Raw genomic sequence first — 14,633 nt, 5'->3', positions numbered from 1 at the left:
GTCGAGATAAATATTTCATTAAATGAAACAATAGGCTGGTGAAACTTCAATTAAACTTGAGGTGGCGCAAGTGGAGGGATGGATTGATGGTTAAAAATATTCAGGACTATGAAGGCGGAGTAAGGGGATTTGCCTTGGTCGTCGCGCTGAGCTTGATGAGCTTTATGCTGCTCATTGCGCTATCGATGGCGACTCTCACCAGAACGGAGCTGGCGACGAGTGCATATGTCGCCTCCGAGGCAATGGCCAAGGAGAATGCGCGCTTAGGACTATTGGTAGCGCTTGGGCATTTGCAGAGTGCTGCCGGCAGCGATCAGCGTGTTACTGCACGGGCCAATATTCTAAGTGGTGCAGGCATGCCACATGAGTATTGGACAGGCGTATGGGACGCGACCGATGGTTCTCTCATGACCTGGTTAGTGTCCGGAAACGCCAATAGTGAAGCTCCTACTCAGTTTTCACCGCTAACCCAGCTCGATAATGGAGTAACGCTCTGGGGAGGTGAGGGAAGCAATTTTGAGGTTATGGCGCCGCTGCAGGATGTCGATGCACAAGGATTTGGGCGTTATGCTTACTGGATAATGGATGAGGGGGTTAAGGCGCGCATAAATTTAAATGATCCGGCCTGGGAGAGCACTGACGAAGCGCAATTGAGGCGGGCCCGTGAATCTACATGGCGCTATGGGATCGAGGAAATCGAAGCATGGGAGTCAATGCGAGAGTTTCGCGGCAAAGTGCAGTGGGGAGAGAGTCTGGAAAAAGTCATTTCGCAGGGGCAGGTTGATATTCTGCAATCGAACATCGCTGGTGGTGGTTCCACAGAGCAATTGGCTGCGCTTGCATTGGCTGGTTCGGTCGTTTCAAGAAGCTTGCCAGTCAGCGTTTCAAGTGGTGGTTTTCGCAAAGATCTTTCGCGGATTTTGGATGTGGATTACAATGATGCCCCTTATGCAACGGATGCAGAAATATTGCCCGCACCAGATATTTCTACGGTTACTTGGGGAGTGCTTCGCAGCTTCGCCAATCCTTGGGCAAATTGGAGTGACGCGATGGCGACCATGCCTGTCATCGCGCCGACTGCGCCTGAGTCGAATCAAGCTGGTTTGTTTCCTTTGCCGGTGATGTTGCAGATCGGTTGGGGAGCGATGCGTTCTGGCAGTGAGGATGGTGCAACTTTACGCCTAACCATGAAGCCTGTTGTGGCATTGGCTAATCCATACGATGTTGCGTTAGCTCCCTCGGATTATCAGTTGGAGGTGCAGCCGGCGACTGGGCGCGGTTATGTCATGGTGTCTTTTGATCCCGAGCCAGAATACAGTTCTAGTGAATTTGAGGATGGAGTTCATACACGCCCGGTTGAATTTTTTCCTAAGGACTTATTGGGAGAATATCCAACGCTGCAATTGCGGGGTGTTGCTTTCGAGCCTGGAGAGGTAAAGTTATTTGGGCTGGCGGATACCGATGAGTATCCGGAAGCAGGTGAGGGGGGCGTGCTGTTGGCAGAAGCATACCCCACCGCGAATTATGCCTGGAAGGATACTCGCAGGATTTTGGGCTCACATACCCGTGGTCCAGAGGGACGAGTTACGATGCAGATCAGTGGCGGACGTTATTCGCTGCTTTTCCGCTTGAGTGAGGATGGCGTTTGGAAGGAATTACAAACTATTGAAGACATCGGAATCGGTATTTCTCCGAGTTCTAACCAGCTAGACGATGGTGGACAGCCCAAGGTTCAGGTCAGCCTGGAGCCAGAGGAGGGCGGTTTGCCGCCTTCCATCAACTTAATTCGCCGAAGGTTCAATATGAGGAATAGCGCAACCGACTATGTCTCTGATAATTATGCGGGTACTGGTCTGCGATGGTTGGCAGATTTCAATCCACGCTCATCTTTTGAGAATACGCGCCCGCCTGACTGGATTTCTCATCCGCTTTGGCTGGCGGATGCTGGAAATACAAACAATCAACTACCATTGAATGCTGACTGGATATCGGACTTTCAGTTAGATTCCGAAGGAGATGCACGGGGCTTCTGGGGCGCTTCATCTGACGCTGCTGGCGAAAGTGTGGTCACCCTTTTCAGTGTGCCGAGGCAGCCGATAACTTCACTGGGCTATCTGCAGCACGCTCCGTTGTCATCACGAGTATGGGATCCAAGCTATGCCGTTGGCAACTCATACGCGAGTCCATTTGTGGAACCGGAAAGCGTGGATCTCAGTTATGAGCTGAATGCGTTTTTCTGGGACGATTTCTTTTTTTCAGGTCTTTCCGGCGAAGATAATTCTGGAGAATGGATAGCAAAGAATCCGCGTATTGAATTGTTGCGAGAGCCAACTGATTTGCTTTACAGTGATCCAGAGCTAGCCGCTGCTGGCTTGATGATTCGAGGAGGCTTTAATGTGAACTCGACGTCGCTTGATGCTTGGAAAGCGTTTTTGAGTAATTTCGGTGGTTTAAGTATGGCGTACTATGACACCGACGCCAGTGCGATTGAGGAAGTTGTTTTGGATAATAGCTTTTTCCGCACGCCAAACCCCAATGGCAGCGCAGATAAAGAGTGGAGTGGCTATCATGCGCTAAACTCCGAACAGGTTGAGAATCTGGCTGCGCAGATTGTTTACCGTATTCGTGCGCGAGGAGAACCATTTAACTCTCTTGCCGAATTTATCAACCGGCCATTGGAGGAGAATGTTGGTCTCTTGCAAGCGGCAATTGACGCTACTGCTGGCGTAGAGTTGAACGGAGAAAGTTTCGCAGAATCGGGTATCAACAGTTCTTTCGCTTTGCCGCAAGTGACTAGCTATGACAGTTCTGCAGCGCCGAATCCAGAAGCTGGTTTGGGCTCCAGGAACACTGCGGCTCCTGGGTGGTTGACGCAGGCTGACGTGCTTACTGCAATCGGCCCGTATCTGACGGTTAGGTCTGATACTTTCATCATTCGATCATACGGTGATTTTATCAACCCGTATACCCATGAGATCGAAGCTGAGGCTATTTGCGAAGCGGTTGTCCAGCGCTTCCCGGAAGCTGTTACGCCCGTTAGTCAGAATCCAGACGAACCTGCTTTTTTTGAGCCAATGGATGAAATGGGAAGAGAGTTTAAGGTTATCGATTTTCGATGGCTGAAAGAGGGAGAAATATGATGAAATTATCTATTACACTGATTACTATATGTATGGCGCTCGCGTCGAGTGCACTGGCTTTGGCCGAGTCGAATGAACTGGTTTCGTTTCGTTTTAGAATGATCTCGTGGGGAGCTGAGCCCTTGTCAGGAATCGCGCTTCCGATTGATGGGGAGATGAAGTCACTCTATGCGCCTATCGATCAGCGTTCAGAGGCGTTGCACTATCGGGGAGGTCGGGAACTTAGCTTTAGCAAACACCCCGGCGGCAAGGATGACGGAGCGCTTGTCGTAGGGAAATTGACTGCAAATGCAGAATGGCGTGAGGTCTTGTTTCTCGCCCAGTACGACAGGAAATCAGAGAACCTTAATTTGCTAGCGCTTGATGATAGTAAAGCAGCGCATCCCGAGAATTCAATTCGCTTGCTAAACCTCAGTGGTCGTCCGATTGCTGGGCTTGTTAACGGGGAAAAGGTAGTCCTCGATGAGGTTAAGGATCAGGCAGTGTCTTTAAACGGGAGCCAGGGGTTCGTGCCGCTTCAATTCGTCAGAAAGGACTCAACTGAGACGAACTGGACACGCTTTTTATCGACCGCCATAGAGGTGCGTCAGCATGCGCGAATATTGATCATCTTCTATCCGAGTCTTGCCGATGACTTGAGCGGTGAAAGGGAGGTTTCGTTTAAGCTCTATTACGACTTGCCTGAGGAGGAAAAATTCACGTGGTTAAATTAATTCATTGAATAAAATAAAGGAATCGTAGTAGTGTTATGTTCGATGACTACGGATTAACTGCGGCATTCAAGCCTGGCGGTTTTAAAGAAAAAAGTATGTATATGAGAGGCTTCATGATCGACAGCGCTCGCTGTATGGAAAGCCGGGAATACTACCGGCGATTCATTCAGTTCTGTGCGGCTAAAGGTTTAAACACAATACTCTGGCATTTCTCCGATGATCAGGGTTTGAGTTTGGAATTGCCTAGTGAGCCTGGCTTGGCGGACAAGCATGCTTACCGTGCAGATGAGATGCGCGACTTAATCGCCTATGCTGAGCGTAACGGCATCACCCTCATTCCAGAGCTAGAGACGCTGGGGCATTCTCGCTACATTACACGCCGCACAGACTATCAACATCTTTGTGAGAGCGATGGCGACTTTACGGCAATTTGCCCACTGCATCCAGAAACCAGGAGTTTGATGAAACGTCTGCTGGGCGATGTCGCGGACATCTTCCCTTCGCCTTGGATCCATGTAGGGCTCGATGAAATAAAGCTCGGTGGCCACCCATTAACGCGAGAGGCATTGAAGACTCAAAGCGTATCTGAACTTTTAGCTGAATATGTATCGTTCATCTACAATGAGGTGAAGTCGCTCGGACGAAAGATGATCATGTGGGTTGATCAAAACAGTTTTGACACAGGCTTTATACAAGACTTGCCGAGGGACATACTGATCGCCGTTTGGCAATACCACCCCGACGTTACGCCGGAGCTTGCTCAACGACTACTTGATACAGGTTTCGACGTTTTGCTTTGTCCCGCGCTCATTACGTATGATCAGCAAGCTTATCCTGGCAAAATAGCCCTGCCGAATATCGAAAGGATGAGCGGCTATCAACAACTGTCGGGGAAAGGGAAAGTGGTTGGCGCGCTCACGACGATTTGGACGCCAATGCGCTTCCTTCACGACTCACTGTGGCCATCCCTGAGTATTGCTGCAGACACGATGTTGTCTGAGGGAAACATGGATATTTCCCGGAGTCTGAAAAATTATATCCGGACGTTTCATGATGCAGAGCCAACCCCAGGAATTATCGGGGCATTGAAGCTTAGCTTTGACATTGCACCTAAGCGCAAAGAATACCTCAGCATTCTCACGGCTAGGCCGGAGCAGTTAAAGCATTCAGCTTTGGTGAGAAGTTCGGCGGACTGGTCAATGATCGCAGATCAGATTAAGCGCTTTCTGCCGATCGTTAGGTCTGAATGTCGCACACTGGAAACCCTCAGACTGTTTGCGGGTTGGATGTCATATCTGTATAAACGTGCGGCTCTCTTGAAGTCAGATTCAGCAACTGCGGAAGAAACTGATTACATTGTAGCAGAGGGTGAAAAGTGGCTTGGGAAATTAGAGCAGGTTTGGGATCACGAGCGTTTCGCGGACGACCCACGCAGGTTCGCTCCAGTCTTTGATTGGGAGGAAGCTGAGTACCTGCTTATCAATTTCCGGAAGAGCCTACAGGTTGTTGAAGCACATTCTAAAGGCAGCCTCATTTCTTCGAATTAGCATATACTATCATGAAAACTCCGAGTAATATTCAAACGGCGATGCAAGTCGATTCACTTGCGGTGGAGATCTTCTCCGATCGCAAATCGCAAGGTGAGGCGTCTGCTGCTTACGTCATTCACGTCATCAATGAAGCCATTGAGGAGCGAGGCGAAGCTAGGGTTATTTTTGCATGCGCGCCTTCGCAGGATAATTTCTTGCATGAGTTGATGGAACGTCGCAGAGAGGTTGATTGGTCTAAGGTCGTAGTCTTTCATATGGACGACTACATCGGCTTGTCAGCAGATAACCCTCAGAGCTTTCGCCATTACCTGAACGAGCATCTGCTTTCATATGTTGATTGCCGCGAGGTTCAACTGATCGGCAGTGATGAGGAAGACTTGGAAGCGGAGCGAGCACGCTACGAAGCCGCGCTCAAACTGTCCGCTATTGATCTGGTTTGCATGGGCATCGGTGAGAACGGCCACATTGCCTTTAACGACCCGCCAGTTGCTGACTTTGATGACCCGCTGTGGGTGAAAGTTGTTGAGCTGGAAGGCGCCTGCCGACGGCAGCAGGTCAACGATGGTTGCTTCGCTCGGATTGAAGAAGTGCCGACACACGCATTTACCTTAACGATACCTGCATTGATCGCGTGTCGCCACGTATCTTGTGTGGTTCCGGGAAAGTTAAAGGCGAATGCAGTCGCACGTAGTTTAAACGGCCCAGTGAGCACGGCGTGTCCCGCATCGATTTTGCGCCAACATCCCTCAGCGGTGTTATGGCTTGATCGCGATGCAGCCTCGCTGATGCCATAATTGCACGCGAATCAATTTGTTGAGCGAACCCGATGCGAAGCCCAAGTTTATTTGATCTGCAGGTTAACGGATTTGCGGGCGTTGATTTTCAGAACCCAGACCTTTGCATGTCTGAATTGGAAACCGCCTGTCGGCAATTGCGCGCACATGGCGTTGCCGGGTTTTTATTTACGCTGATCACTGCGGAAGTTGATCTGCTTTGTCAGCAAATGTGTCAGCTGGTAAAGTGGCGTCAGGAGTCGCCTATCATTCACGAGATGGTAGAGGGGGTGCATCTGGAAGGACCCTTTATCAGCGAGGTGGATGGCTATCGTGGAGCGCATCCAATCCATGCCGTAATCGACCCGAACCCGAAGGTGTTAAACCAGCTGGTTTCTGCTTCCGGGGGATTGCTTAGGCTCGTTACTCTGGCCCCCGAGCGAAAAGGGGGGAGGGAGGCGATTTGCGAGTTCGTCAAGCGTGGCGTCACCGTTAGCTTGGGGCACACGAATGCAAGTGAGCATGAGATTGATCGGGCGATAACTGCTGGTGCAAGTCTCTGCACTCACTTGGGGAACGGGGCTCCGCAGATGCTGCATCGGCATGATAACATAATCAACCGTCTCTTGTCGCGAGATGAGCTGACGGCGTGCTTCATCCCTGATGGCGTGCACATACCTTTTCCGGTATTGAAAAACTATGTCCGGATAAAAGGTTGGCGTCGGTCGATCTTCACAACGGATTGTATGGCGGCAGCAGCGGCCCCCAGCGGTCTCTATACACTGGGTGAACTGGAGCTGGTTGTTGGCGCAGATCGCATTGTCCGGCAACCAGACCATTCAGGGTTTGCCGGATCATCTCTAACGCCGGACGAGGCGGTCCTTTGCCTACAGAGTCACTTCGGAGTCACTCGGGAGGACGCAGAACAGTCCATGGGGGACAGAGTCCGCCAGTTGCTGAATTTACCTTTAATTCAAGCTGAGGTTTTATAATGGGTTTAGTAAATTTAAATAAGCTGGTAAAGGAATACCAGGATGGTGGACGCTCCAAGTTTACAGCCGTCAAAGGCATTAACTTGGAAATCGAACAGGGAGAATTCATGATTTTGGTTGGCCCATCCGGCTGTGGAAAATCGACGACATTGCGTATGATTGCCGGCTTGGAGAATGTGACTTCGGGGAGCATCGAGATCGATGGACGCATTGTGAACAATGTTGCGCCGAAAGATCGGGATATCGCGATGGTGTTTCAGAACTATGCTCTGTATCCGCATATGACGGTGTTCGATAACATGGCTTTTGGATTGAAGCTGCAAAAATTTCCCTGCGCAGAAATTCGTCAGCGCGTTTATGAGGCAGCGGAGATTCTAGGCTTGGAGGCTATGCTGGAGCGCAAGCCCAAACAGATGTCAGGCGGGCAGCGACAGCGTGTCGCGTTAGGCAGAGCCATTGTCCGCAAACCGAAAGTTTTTTTGTTCGATGAACCGCTTTCTAATCTGGATGCGAAAATGCGCGTGCAGATGCGTACGGAAATTTCGAGGCTTCATGCCCGGTTGCAGGCGACAATGATCTACGTGACCCATGATCAAGTTGAAGCCATGACCATGGGAGATCGAATCTGCGTAATGAAGGATGGCGAAATCATGCAAGTGGATGATCCTATATCGCTGTATTGCCGACCGAACAATGTATTCACTGCTGGCTTTATCGGCAGTCCCCCGATGAATTTCTTTGAAGGCAAGATCGAGAAAGAAGGAAGTCGACTTTCCTTTGTAGAGCATAATTTAAGCGCGGCTCCTTTCCGTATCTCGCTGGACGATCGCTTAGCTTCTTTGGCAAGGGGATTTCAGGGCCGTAGAGTCATGATGGGCATTCGACCTGAGGATGTTATTTCCTCTGCCCGAACGGCATGCTGTGAATTGAATGCGGAAGTCACAGTTGTCGAGCCGATGGGGGCTGAGACGTATTTATATTTCAACACAGGGCGTCACGATTTCATCGGACGCTTTCCGAGCGATAACAAGCATCGGATTGGTGAACGAGCGACGATCGGCATGAACATCGATAAAATTCATTTATTTGATGCGGAAACCATGCAGAAGGTTTCTTAAGCGAATCGTTGTCGAGCCATGTCAGTTGAAAAAACGTCTCGCAGCAGAAGAACCACTGCGAGACGTGATTGAGGTTTTCATCACAGGATGATGCGACGTTTACCAAGCGCTGTAATATTGATATGCATGAATGGCGACGCCAGCAACAACGTCTGAGTTTGGCGGGAGATACGGAGCCAAGTATGATTCCAGCATCGTTATGTTTGAGTTTAACTGGATTTCTCCTTCTTCATGAAAAGTAACGTATTCGGGCGAAAAAGGACCAGTTTCCAAGCCATGCCAGATCTTTACATTGGGTGTGGATAATTTTGCGTATTCATACTCATCGACCGCAAGTGAATAGGAGGAGTAAGCGGTGTCGCGGTAGGCCATGATGGCAATGTAAGCATCATCTGACGCAGACACTATGTCGAACAGATGGAACGTAGTCTCCTTGGTGACTCCGTTGAAGGAGCGAACGTACTCGGTATTATCGTACCAGAAAGGAATCGTGAAACCAATGGGCAACTCGGGAATCGCGTCTATTGCTTCGTCGGTTAATTGCTCGGCGACGAGTAGTAGACCGTTCAGATAGGCGCGCCTTTGCTCATATGATGCGTTTGCCCATGCGGCTAGTCCATGTGGTTCGATGTCCCAGTTGAATCCATCGAGGCGGGCATTGATAGCCTGATTGTAATTGAAGGTAACCGCCATCTGCATGCGGCCAACTGCTCGGCTATGTTGGCTGTTCAGGCAAAATGACGGGTCGCCGTCCGACGCATGCACATGAATGCCAAGGTTGTGCGCGGCGATGTTGAATTGACCTAACTGCGGATTCGTAACGGGATGTTTACTCGCGTAGGCTGTGTCATTGGGATCAACAAATGCGTTGCCCGTATTAATGAAGATCGTGGTAATGCCCTTGTTAGTGCAGAAATTAAAGAGATCACTGCGCTTAGTGGAGTCCGTGATGCATTCGGCATCCCAAACCCACAGTGCGTGGTCGATATCGGCTCGGAGCGTCGCAGTGGTGAAGAGTAATTGGCAGGCTATTAAGGCCATGTATCTTACGAGGAGGTGGAATGAGTTTGGTGCTGGTTGAAGATAGCGCATGATGTAATGAATATAAGAATTTAGTGCGGTTATGATACGGCTAAGCCAGGCCATGCAGTTGAACTGTATGACGACTTGATCAGGGGCGGGTAAAAAAATAGCGCGACCTGGTAAGTAATCGCGCTATGGAATATACGGTGACTATGTTGTTATTGAGCTTTTCGCCGCCATAACAAAACGGTTCCAGCCATGGCTAAACCAAAGCCGAGAGCGTAAGTGCTTGGTTCCGGTATGGTGCTCGCGACAATGGAACTGACGAATGCCGTTTGCCCAACGTTTGCTTCCTCCACATTCTCAAAGCGCAGACGGATATTAGTGATATCAACAATGGAATCTGCAAAGGAGCCACTTCCACTGACTCTTTCCATCGCGGTTTCAGAAAGTTCGAATGAAAGTAGAGAGTATGCGTCAAGGTTTGGTTCCAGCGCAAAGCTTAATGACGTTTGCCAGATAGTGGAATCGCTCGATTGAAACGCAATCTTTAGGATAGTGGGATTTGTGGGGGAATCGTTGCCGGTATCCGTTTCGACGAATAGGTTGACATCGAGGAAATCATAACTGCTCAAGTCAAGGCTAGTTAGATTGATGCGGCGCATGTTTGCATTACTGGCTCCGGTGGCAAACCAGTTCAAGCTGAAGGCAGCCGCATTGCTGCCGTCTACACCTTGTCCAGCGGCGAGAAGCGGAGCGCCAGATGTGGCTGCATTTCCGAATGAGTTCCAGTTTGCCTGAAGTTCAGTCGTATCTGTGTAGCTGTCAAAATCGTCAATCACAAGTGTCTGTGCGTTGGCGATTGCGGCACTCAAAATAAAGAGTGCGATAGTTGGTATCTTTTGGGTGTGTTCCATCATGGTCGTTGGATTAGAGTGATTTGTTTCATTCAATGAAATAAATGCGACGTGCAATGTCAACTACAATTCTGAAATTAGCAATTTCCGCTGCGACTCAGGCTTTAACAGCAATTATTGGATGCACATTTTCATTCAATCTAGATGAAAAGTGCTTAGGGCTTATGGGCTGTCCTCTGGCCACGAAAAAGCCCGCATCGTCGTGTTGATGCGGGCTTTTCGAGATGGTACCCAGGGTGGGGGTCGAACCCACACTCCCGAAGGAAGCGGATTTTGAGTCCGCCGCGTCTGCCAATTCCGCCACCTGGGCCCTCGGAAAACAAAGGAAAATGGCGTTCGAAGCGATGCTTGTAAAGCCTTCATTTCACGACATTTTTGCCATTTTATTTGAAGGGGTGGCTGAGCGCCTCGGCTAATTCGTTAAAGATTCTGTCGGACACATGAGCACCGAGAAATAGCAGACGGCTGGGCCGTTGTCCAAACGGATTAACACCTTGTTGTAGCCTGGTTTGAGTAGGATGGTGCGAAAGCCTTCATCAATCTGCCAACCGGAGAGCCCCGAGTCTTCGTAGACAACCAGCCCATTCACCCAAAGCTTGGCCATGTCGTCGCTGGCGACTGCTACGGTGACTTCGGTTGCGGCTTCGCAGAAAACTTCGGTGTAACCATAGTAGACGGCGTCGCTGATTTCATCGGGTGGGTTGATGCGGATGTTCTCCGTCTGAACGAAGCGCCACCGGAGCTCCATGGGTTCATTGCGGAAACGGCTGACTTTACCAATGTAGGTCGCGTCGAGATCGACCAGGCTTTCGGGAGGGAATTCCACATCGAACGAATCGTTTTTATTCGGGCGCTGCCAAGGGCCGATGACATACCAGGTATCGAGAAAAATCCAACCTTGACGCTCGGAATTCATGTCCAGTCGCCGCCCTGGCACTGCCTGGGCGAGCGTCTTATTCACATTTAGGGAAACGGTTTTGGGCAGGGCGCTCTGGCTCATTGCCGTCTCGAATGACATGCTCAAGGCTTGGCCATCACTGTCGTTGCCGCCACCGCCCAAGGTGTAGTTCTGGGCCATGAGCGCGCGCATGTCCTGCACGTTGCCGTTTTGTCGTCCGCCGTTTTGCGCCAGCATTTTCATTTGGGCCTGAAGCTGGTTTTTCTGGTTGAGCTTGGCCTCCAATTGTTCGCCATTTTGCCCTTGCCCGCTCTGCTGTTGATTTTCGCCGGTCAGGGCTTCCTTGCGGTTTTGGGCGGTGCGCGACATTTGCTGGGCGGCGCTGGTTGCCTCGTCCAGTGCTTCATTAAACTGTTGGAATTCTTCGCGAGTCGATGGCTGGTTTTGGCTAAGTGCCTCCCCTAGGTCCGGGCCTTTTTGCGATTCTGGTTTATAAACTTCCTCTCTGGCCTTTTGGAGAGACATCTCCTTACGGTTCGCCAAATCAGCGGCCTGACCTTCGGCAAACGCCTCATCAACCAAGCCGGTCATCTCCTGGATTTGCTCATAAAGTTCGGCGGTGCTGAGTTGCTCCAGTTCTTCATCGCTGGGTAGATGATTGCCCAGAGGTGACATCTCACCATCTTCGAGTTGGCCATTTTGGGCGAGTTCATCGGTGGCCTCATCGGCCATTGCGGACTCAAGTTCGGTATCGAGTTCGAGTTGCTCCGAATCCTGCGTCGGAGCGCCTTCATCGTTTTGCGCCAATTCGCTTTCGGCGGGATTTGTCTCACTGGGAGTCTCTTCTTCCTTCTCCAAAAAGTAGGGGGACTTGGAGAACTCATCCATGTCTTGGTAATGCTGCTCCACATTGCTGACGAACTCAGAGAGCTCTGCTTGAAGCTCTTGGGCCTTGGCCCGGTCTTCGGGGGGCGCCTGGCTGGTGGCTTGCTTAAATTTACGCTCAAAATCACGGGCTTGGTTGCGCAACTCCCGGGCACTGTGTGAGGCTTGTTTGGCATCGTCGGGAGTCACGGTGCTATCCTTCATCTGGTTGACCATTTCGGCGTATTCTTCCGTAAGCTCCTTGAGCTCTTCACTGAAGGGGCGGGCGGTTTCCAGATTTTGCGGCGCATCATCGGCAGCGAGATGCTCGTTGAAATCTTGCGCCTGTTCGGCCAACTGATCAGCGGCTAGCGCGATTTGTTGCCATTCGGTCAGGCGGTCTTCAACGAGCTTTTTCTGTGCTTCGACAACTTCTTCAATTTTGTAAACGGTCTCGCGCAGTTCCTTGGCTTTCTCTTTCAGCTCCTCGCGCTTCTTGCGCTCCTGATTGCGGGAAATTTCCCGAACCTGCTGTTCGTTGGGCTCAGGTTTTTCAATTTTGACCCGTTTGATTTTCTCGCCGTCCTCATTCGTGATTTCCTCGATTTGCGCAATGGTGTAGCGGCGAAGGTCTTCGTTGAGGTAAAGCGCGATGGAAAACCCACCCACCAAAATGCTGGCGAGGGTTAGTGCAACGACGAGGGGCTTGCGACTGGTGAGGGGGGAAGACATTAGTCAAATTTTTCGTGGTAAGTGCGCACGCCGACGTTGCGCAGGTTGCGGAAACTCAAGGCGTCGAGGACTTCAACCAGCCGGTAGAAAGGCGTGTTCTCATCGGTGTCCAAGCGGATGCGGCGTTCCGGGTCATCTTGCTCGATCACTTTAAGCTCCTCCAGCAGCTGGCCAATCGTCGTCTCTTCGCCTTCCAGGTAGACTTCGCCTTCGGCGTCGATGGCAATGGCCAGCACTGATTCGTCAGGCGGCACTTCCAGCGAAGAACGTGAGATCGGGAGATTCAGATGCTCCACATCGCGCAGATCCTTCTTGAGCATGGTGGTGACCAGGAAGAAGATCAACAGCAGGAACACACAGTCGATCAGCGGCGACATGCTTAGCGCCACATCCTGGTCATCTTCATATACATCGCGGGGCATTAGTGGGTGCTCTTCTTATGGAGTTCAAAGTGTTCTCGTTCGCGATGGCGCAGGCGCACGCCAACATTTTCAAAGCCGAGGAGCGCGAGCGTATCGAGGGTGTCAATGACGGTTTGCACGGGGACTTCTCGCTCGGCGTCGAGGCGTATTTCCACCTCAGTTCCTTTATCGCTGGCGACCCTGGCCAGATCCGCCTCAAAGGAGTCAATGCCGTGGTAGCTGAGCCCCTTCATGGAGCGCTTGCCTTCATTGGCGCGAAGAATGCCCTCGCGTTCCGTAATGGCGTAGATGATTACCTCGTTTTCGGCCACCGGGGCGAGGGCGACCGTGTAGTCGGGCAGCACGACGGGTATTTGCTTTTCGAGCTTTTTCAGCATCGTCGTGACGAGGAAAAAAATCAGCAGCAGAAACACGCAGTCGATCAGCGGGGAAAGGTCCACTTCGATGTCGGAATCCCCCCGGCGGCGTCGGCGCATGCGACGAATCGTCGCCACCCGCGAGACTTGTCCATTCGCGACGGGCGTGAACGCTGTAGGCGACTTGGCCATTTACTTGCTTTCTTCTTCGCTTTGCGTTTCCGGGTGCAACCAGGGTGACATCAGCACGTCGACCATCTCTTCGAGTCGAATGCCGTAGCTATTGATGCGCGACTTGTAAAAGTGATAGCTGGCCAGTGCAGGAATGGCAATCATCAGGCCAAGCGCTGTGGTGATGAGCGCTTTGCCGATGGAGTCTGCGAGCACGGAGGCATCTCCGGTGTCGCCCATCAACGCCACTTTTTGGAACGACTCAATCATCCCGATAATGGTGCCGAGCAGACCCAATAGTGGCGAGATCGTCGCCACTACTGCGAGCGGGTAAGTGCGCTGGTGCTGTCGGCTAACGGTCCGGCCAATCATATCGGTTACGCCAAATGACAGGATCTCGAACGGGATGTGTGTATGGGTGGCCACATATTTGCCAATATCGCCCAGGACGCTGTTGGACTTCCGGCACACGCGCTCGATGGATTCAAAATCCGATTGAATCGCATATTTCTTAATGTCGCGCTCAAGCTTGCCCGGAATGAAATTTCCGGAGCGCACGACCAGCAACCGCTCAATGAAAAAGATAATGCCGACAAAGCCAACCACGAGGAGCACGACCGAAGTCGCGCCGCCTTTGAGCACTTCCGCCACCCAGTCAATGGCGCCAGTGGCGTCAGTTTCGGGCGCGGTCGACGCGGCGTCTTGTGCAAATGCCTGACATGCAAGCAACGACGAGAGTATTAGGGGGAATAATCGCTTCATGTAACAAATTGGAACCTAGTTGCAGACTGCAAATCGAGTCAATCACCGACGCTGAACTTTTTGTGCATTATATTGCATAAATTAGTTCTTGCTTGTTCTGCTTATCACAAAGATGTGCGAATTTAATGCATTTGTGCCAAAAAATTCCCCCATTAGTAGATCACTTCGTGCGGTCGCTAAGCCTGCCGCTGGTCGAGATGAA

General features: G+C 51.1%; 12 protein-coding genes and 1 tRNA gene. 6 read left to right on the top strand and 7 right to left on the bottom strand.

Annotation, left to right across the window (positions count from 1 at the left end; all coding sequences use genetic code 11):
* Positions 1–86: 86 nt before the first annotated feature.
* The 6 genes from RBB63_RS16090 to RBB63_RS16065 all read left to right on the top strand — a co-directional run bounded on the left by RBB63_RS16090 (position 87) and on the right by RBB63_RS16065 (position 8,286).
* Entirely contained in the window at positions 87–3,140 is a 3,054-nt protein-coding gene (locus RBB63_RS16090; protein ID WP_309385993.1) for a hypothetical protein, read from the top strand.
* Positions 3,140–3,853, top strand: a complete 714-nt coding sequence (locus RBB63_RS16085; protein WP_309385992.1) for a hypothetical protein — start codon at positions 3,140–3,142, stop codon at positions 3,851–3,853. The genes RBB63_RS16090 and RBB63_RS16085 overlap by 1 nt, the downstream gene beginning before the upstream one ends.
* Before the next feature lie 35 nt (positions 3,854–3,888).
* The gene (locus tag RBB63_RS16080; protein WP_309385991.1) at positions 3,889–5,400 is read left to right on the top strand and encodes a family 20 glycosylhydrolase; all 1,512 of its coding nucleotides are present in this window, start codon (positions 3,889–3,891) and stop codon (positions 5,398–5,400) included.
* An 11-nt stretch (positions 5,401–5,411) separates the two neighbouring features.
* Positions 5,412–6,197 (top strand): glucosamine-6-phosphate deaminase, encoded by a 786-nt coding sequence (locus tag RBB63_RS16075; protein WP_309385990.1) that lies wholly within the window; start codon positions 5,412–5,414, stop codon positions 6,195–6,197.
* A gap of 107 nt (positions 6,198–6,304) precedes the next feature.
* A complete protein-coding gene (locus RBB63_RS16070) occupies positions 6,305–7,168 on the top strand; it encodes a hypothetical protein (RefSeq protein ID WP_309385989.1) in 864 nt (287 codons plus the stop codon).
* Entirely contained in the window at positions 7,168–8,286 is a 1,119-nt protein-coding gene (locus RBB63_RS16065; protein ID WP_309385988.1) for an ABC transporter ATP-binding protein, read from the top strand. Before RBB63_RS16070 ends, RBB63_RS16065 begins: the two co-directional genes overlap by 1 nt.
* Positions 8,287–8,385: 99 nt before the next feature.
* Here RBB63_RS16065 and RBB63_RS16060 read toward each other — a convergent pair whose 3' ends face one another.
* The 7 genes from RBB63_RS16060 to RBB63_RS16030 all read right to left on the bottom strand — a co-directional run bounded on the left by RBB63_RS16060 (position 8,386) and on the right by RBB63_RS16030 (position 14,431).
* Complete coding sequence (locus tag RBB63_RS16060; RefSeq protein WP_309385987.1) at positions 8,386–9,327, bottom strand: hypothetical protein; 942 nt, start codon at positions 9,325–9,327, stop codon at positions 8,386–8,388.
* A 200-nt stretch (positions 9,328–9,527) separates the two neighbouring features.
* On the bottom strand, positions 9,528–10,229 hold the full coding sequence (locus RBB63_RS16055) for a PEP-CTERM sorting domain-containing protein (RefSeq protein ID WP_309385986.1): 702 nt from the start codon (positions 10,227–10,229) through the stop codon (positions 9,528–9,530).
* A gap of 222 nt (positions 10,230–10,451) precedes the next feature.
* Positions 10,452–10,536 (bottom strand) — tRNA-Leu (locus tag RBB63_RS16050).
* 102 nt (positions 10,537–10,638) lie between these two features.
* Positions 10,639–12,720 (bottom strand): hypothetical protein, encoded by a 2,082-nt coding sequence (locus RBB63_RS16045; RefSeq protein WP_309385985.1) that lies wholly within the window; start codon positions 12,718–12,720, stop codon positions 10,639–10,641.
* Positions 12,720–13,142, bottom strand: coding sequence for an ExbD/TolR family protein (locus RBB63_RS16040; RefSeq protein WP_309385984.1), 423 nt, complete (start codon positions 13,140–13,142; stop codon positions 12,720–12,722). The genes RBB63_RS16045 and RBB63_RS16040 overlap by 1 nt, the downstream gene beginning before the upstream one ends.
* Positions 13,142–13,690 carry an ExbD/TolR family protein gene (locus tag RBB63_RS16035; RefSeq protein ID WP_309385983.1) on the bottom strand — a complete coding sequence of 183 codons (549 nt, stop codon included), beginning with the start codon at positions 13,688–13,690 and terminating at the stop codon, positions 13,142–13,144. Before RBB63_RS16035 ends, RBB63_RS16040 begins: the two co-directional genes overlap by 1 nt.
* A complete protein-coding gene (locus RBB63_RS16030) occupies positions 13,691–14,431 on the bottom strand; it encodes a MotA/TolQ/ExbB proton channel family protein (RefSeq protein ID WP_309385982.1) in 741 nt (246 codons plus the stop codon).
* Positions 14,432–14,633 lie beyond the last annotated feature (202 nt).

This window comes from Cerasicoccus frondis (genome assembly GCA_031296915.1).
Lineage (GTDB): Bacteria > Verrucomicrobiota > Verrucomicrobiia > Opitutales > Cerasicoccaceae > Cerasicoccus > Cerasicoccus frondis.
This window is presented reverse-complemented; position numbering and strand designations above follow the sequence as displayed.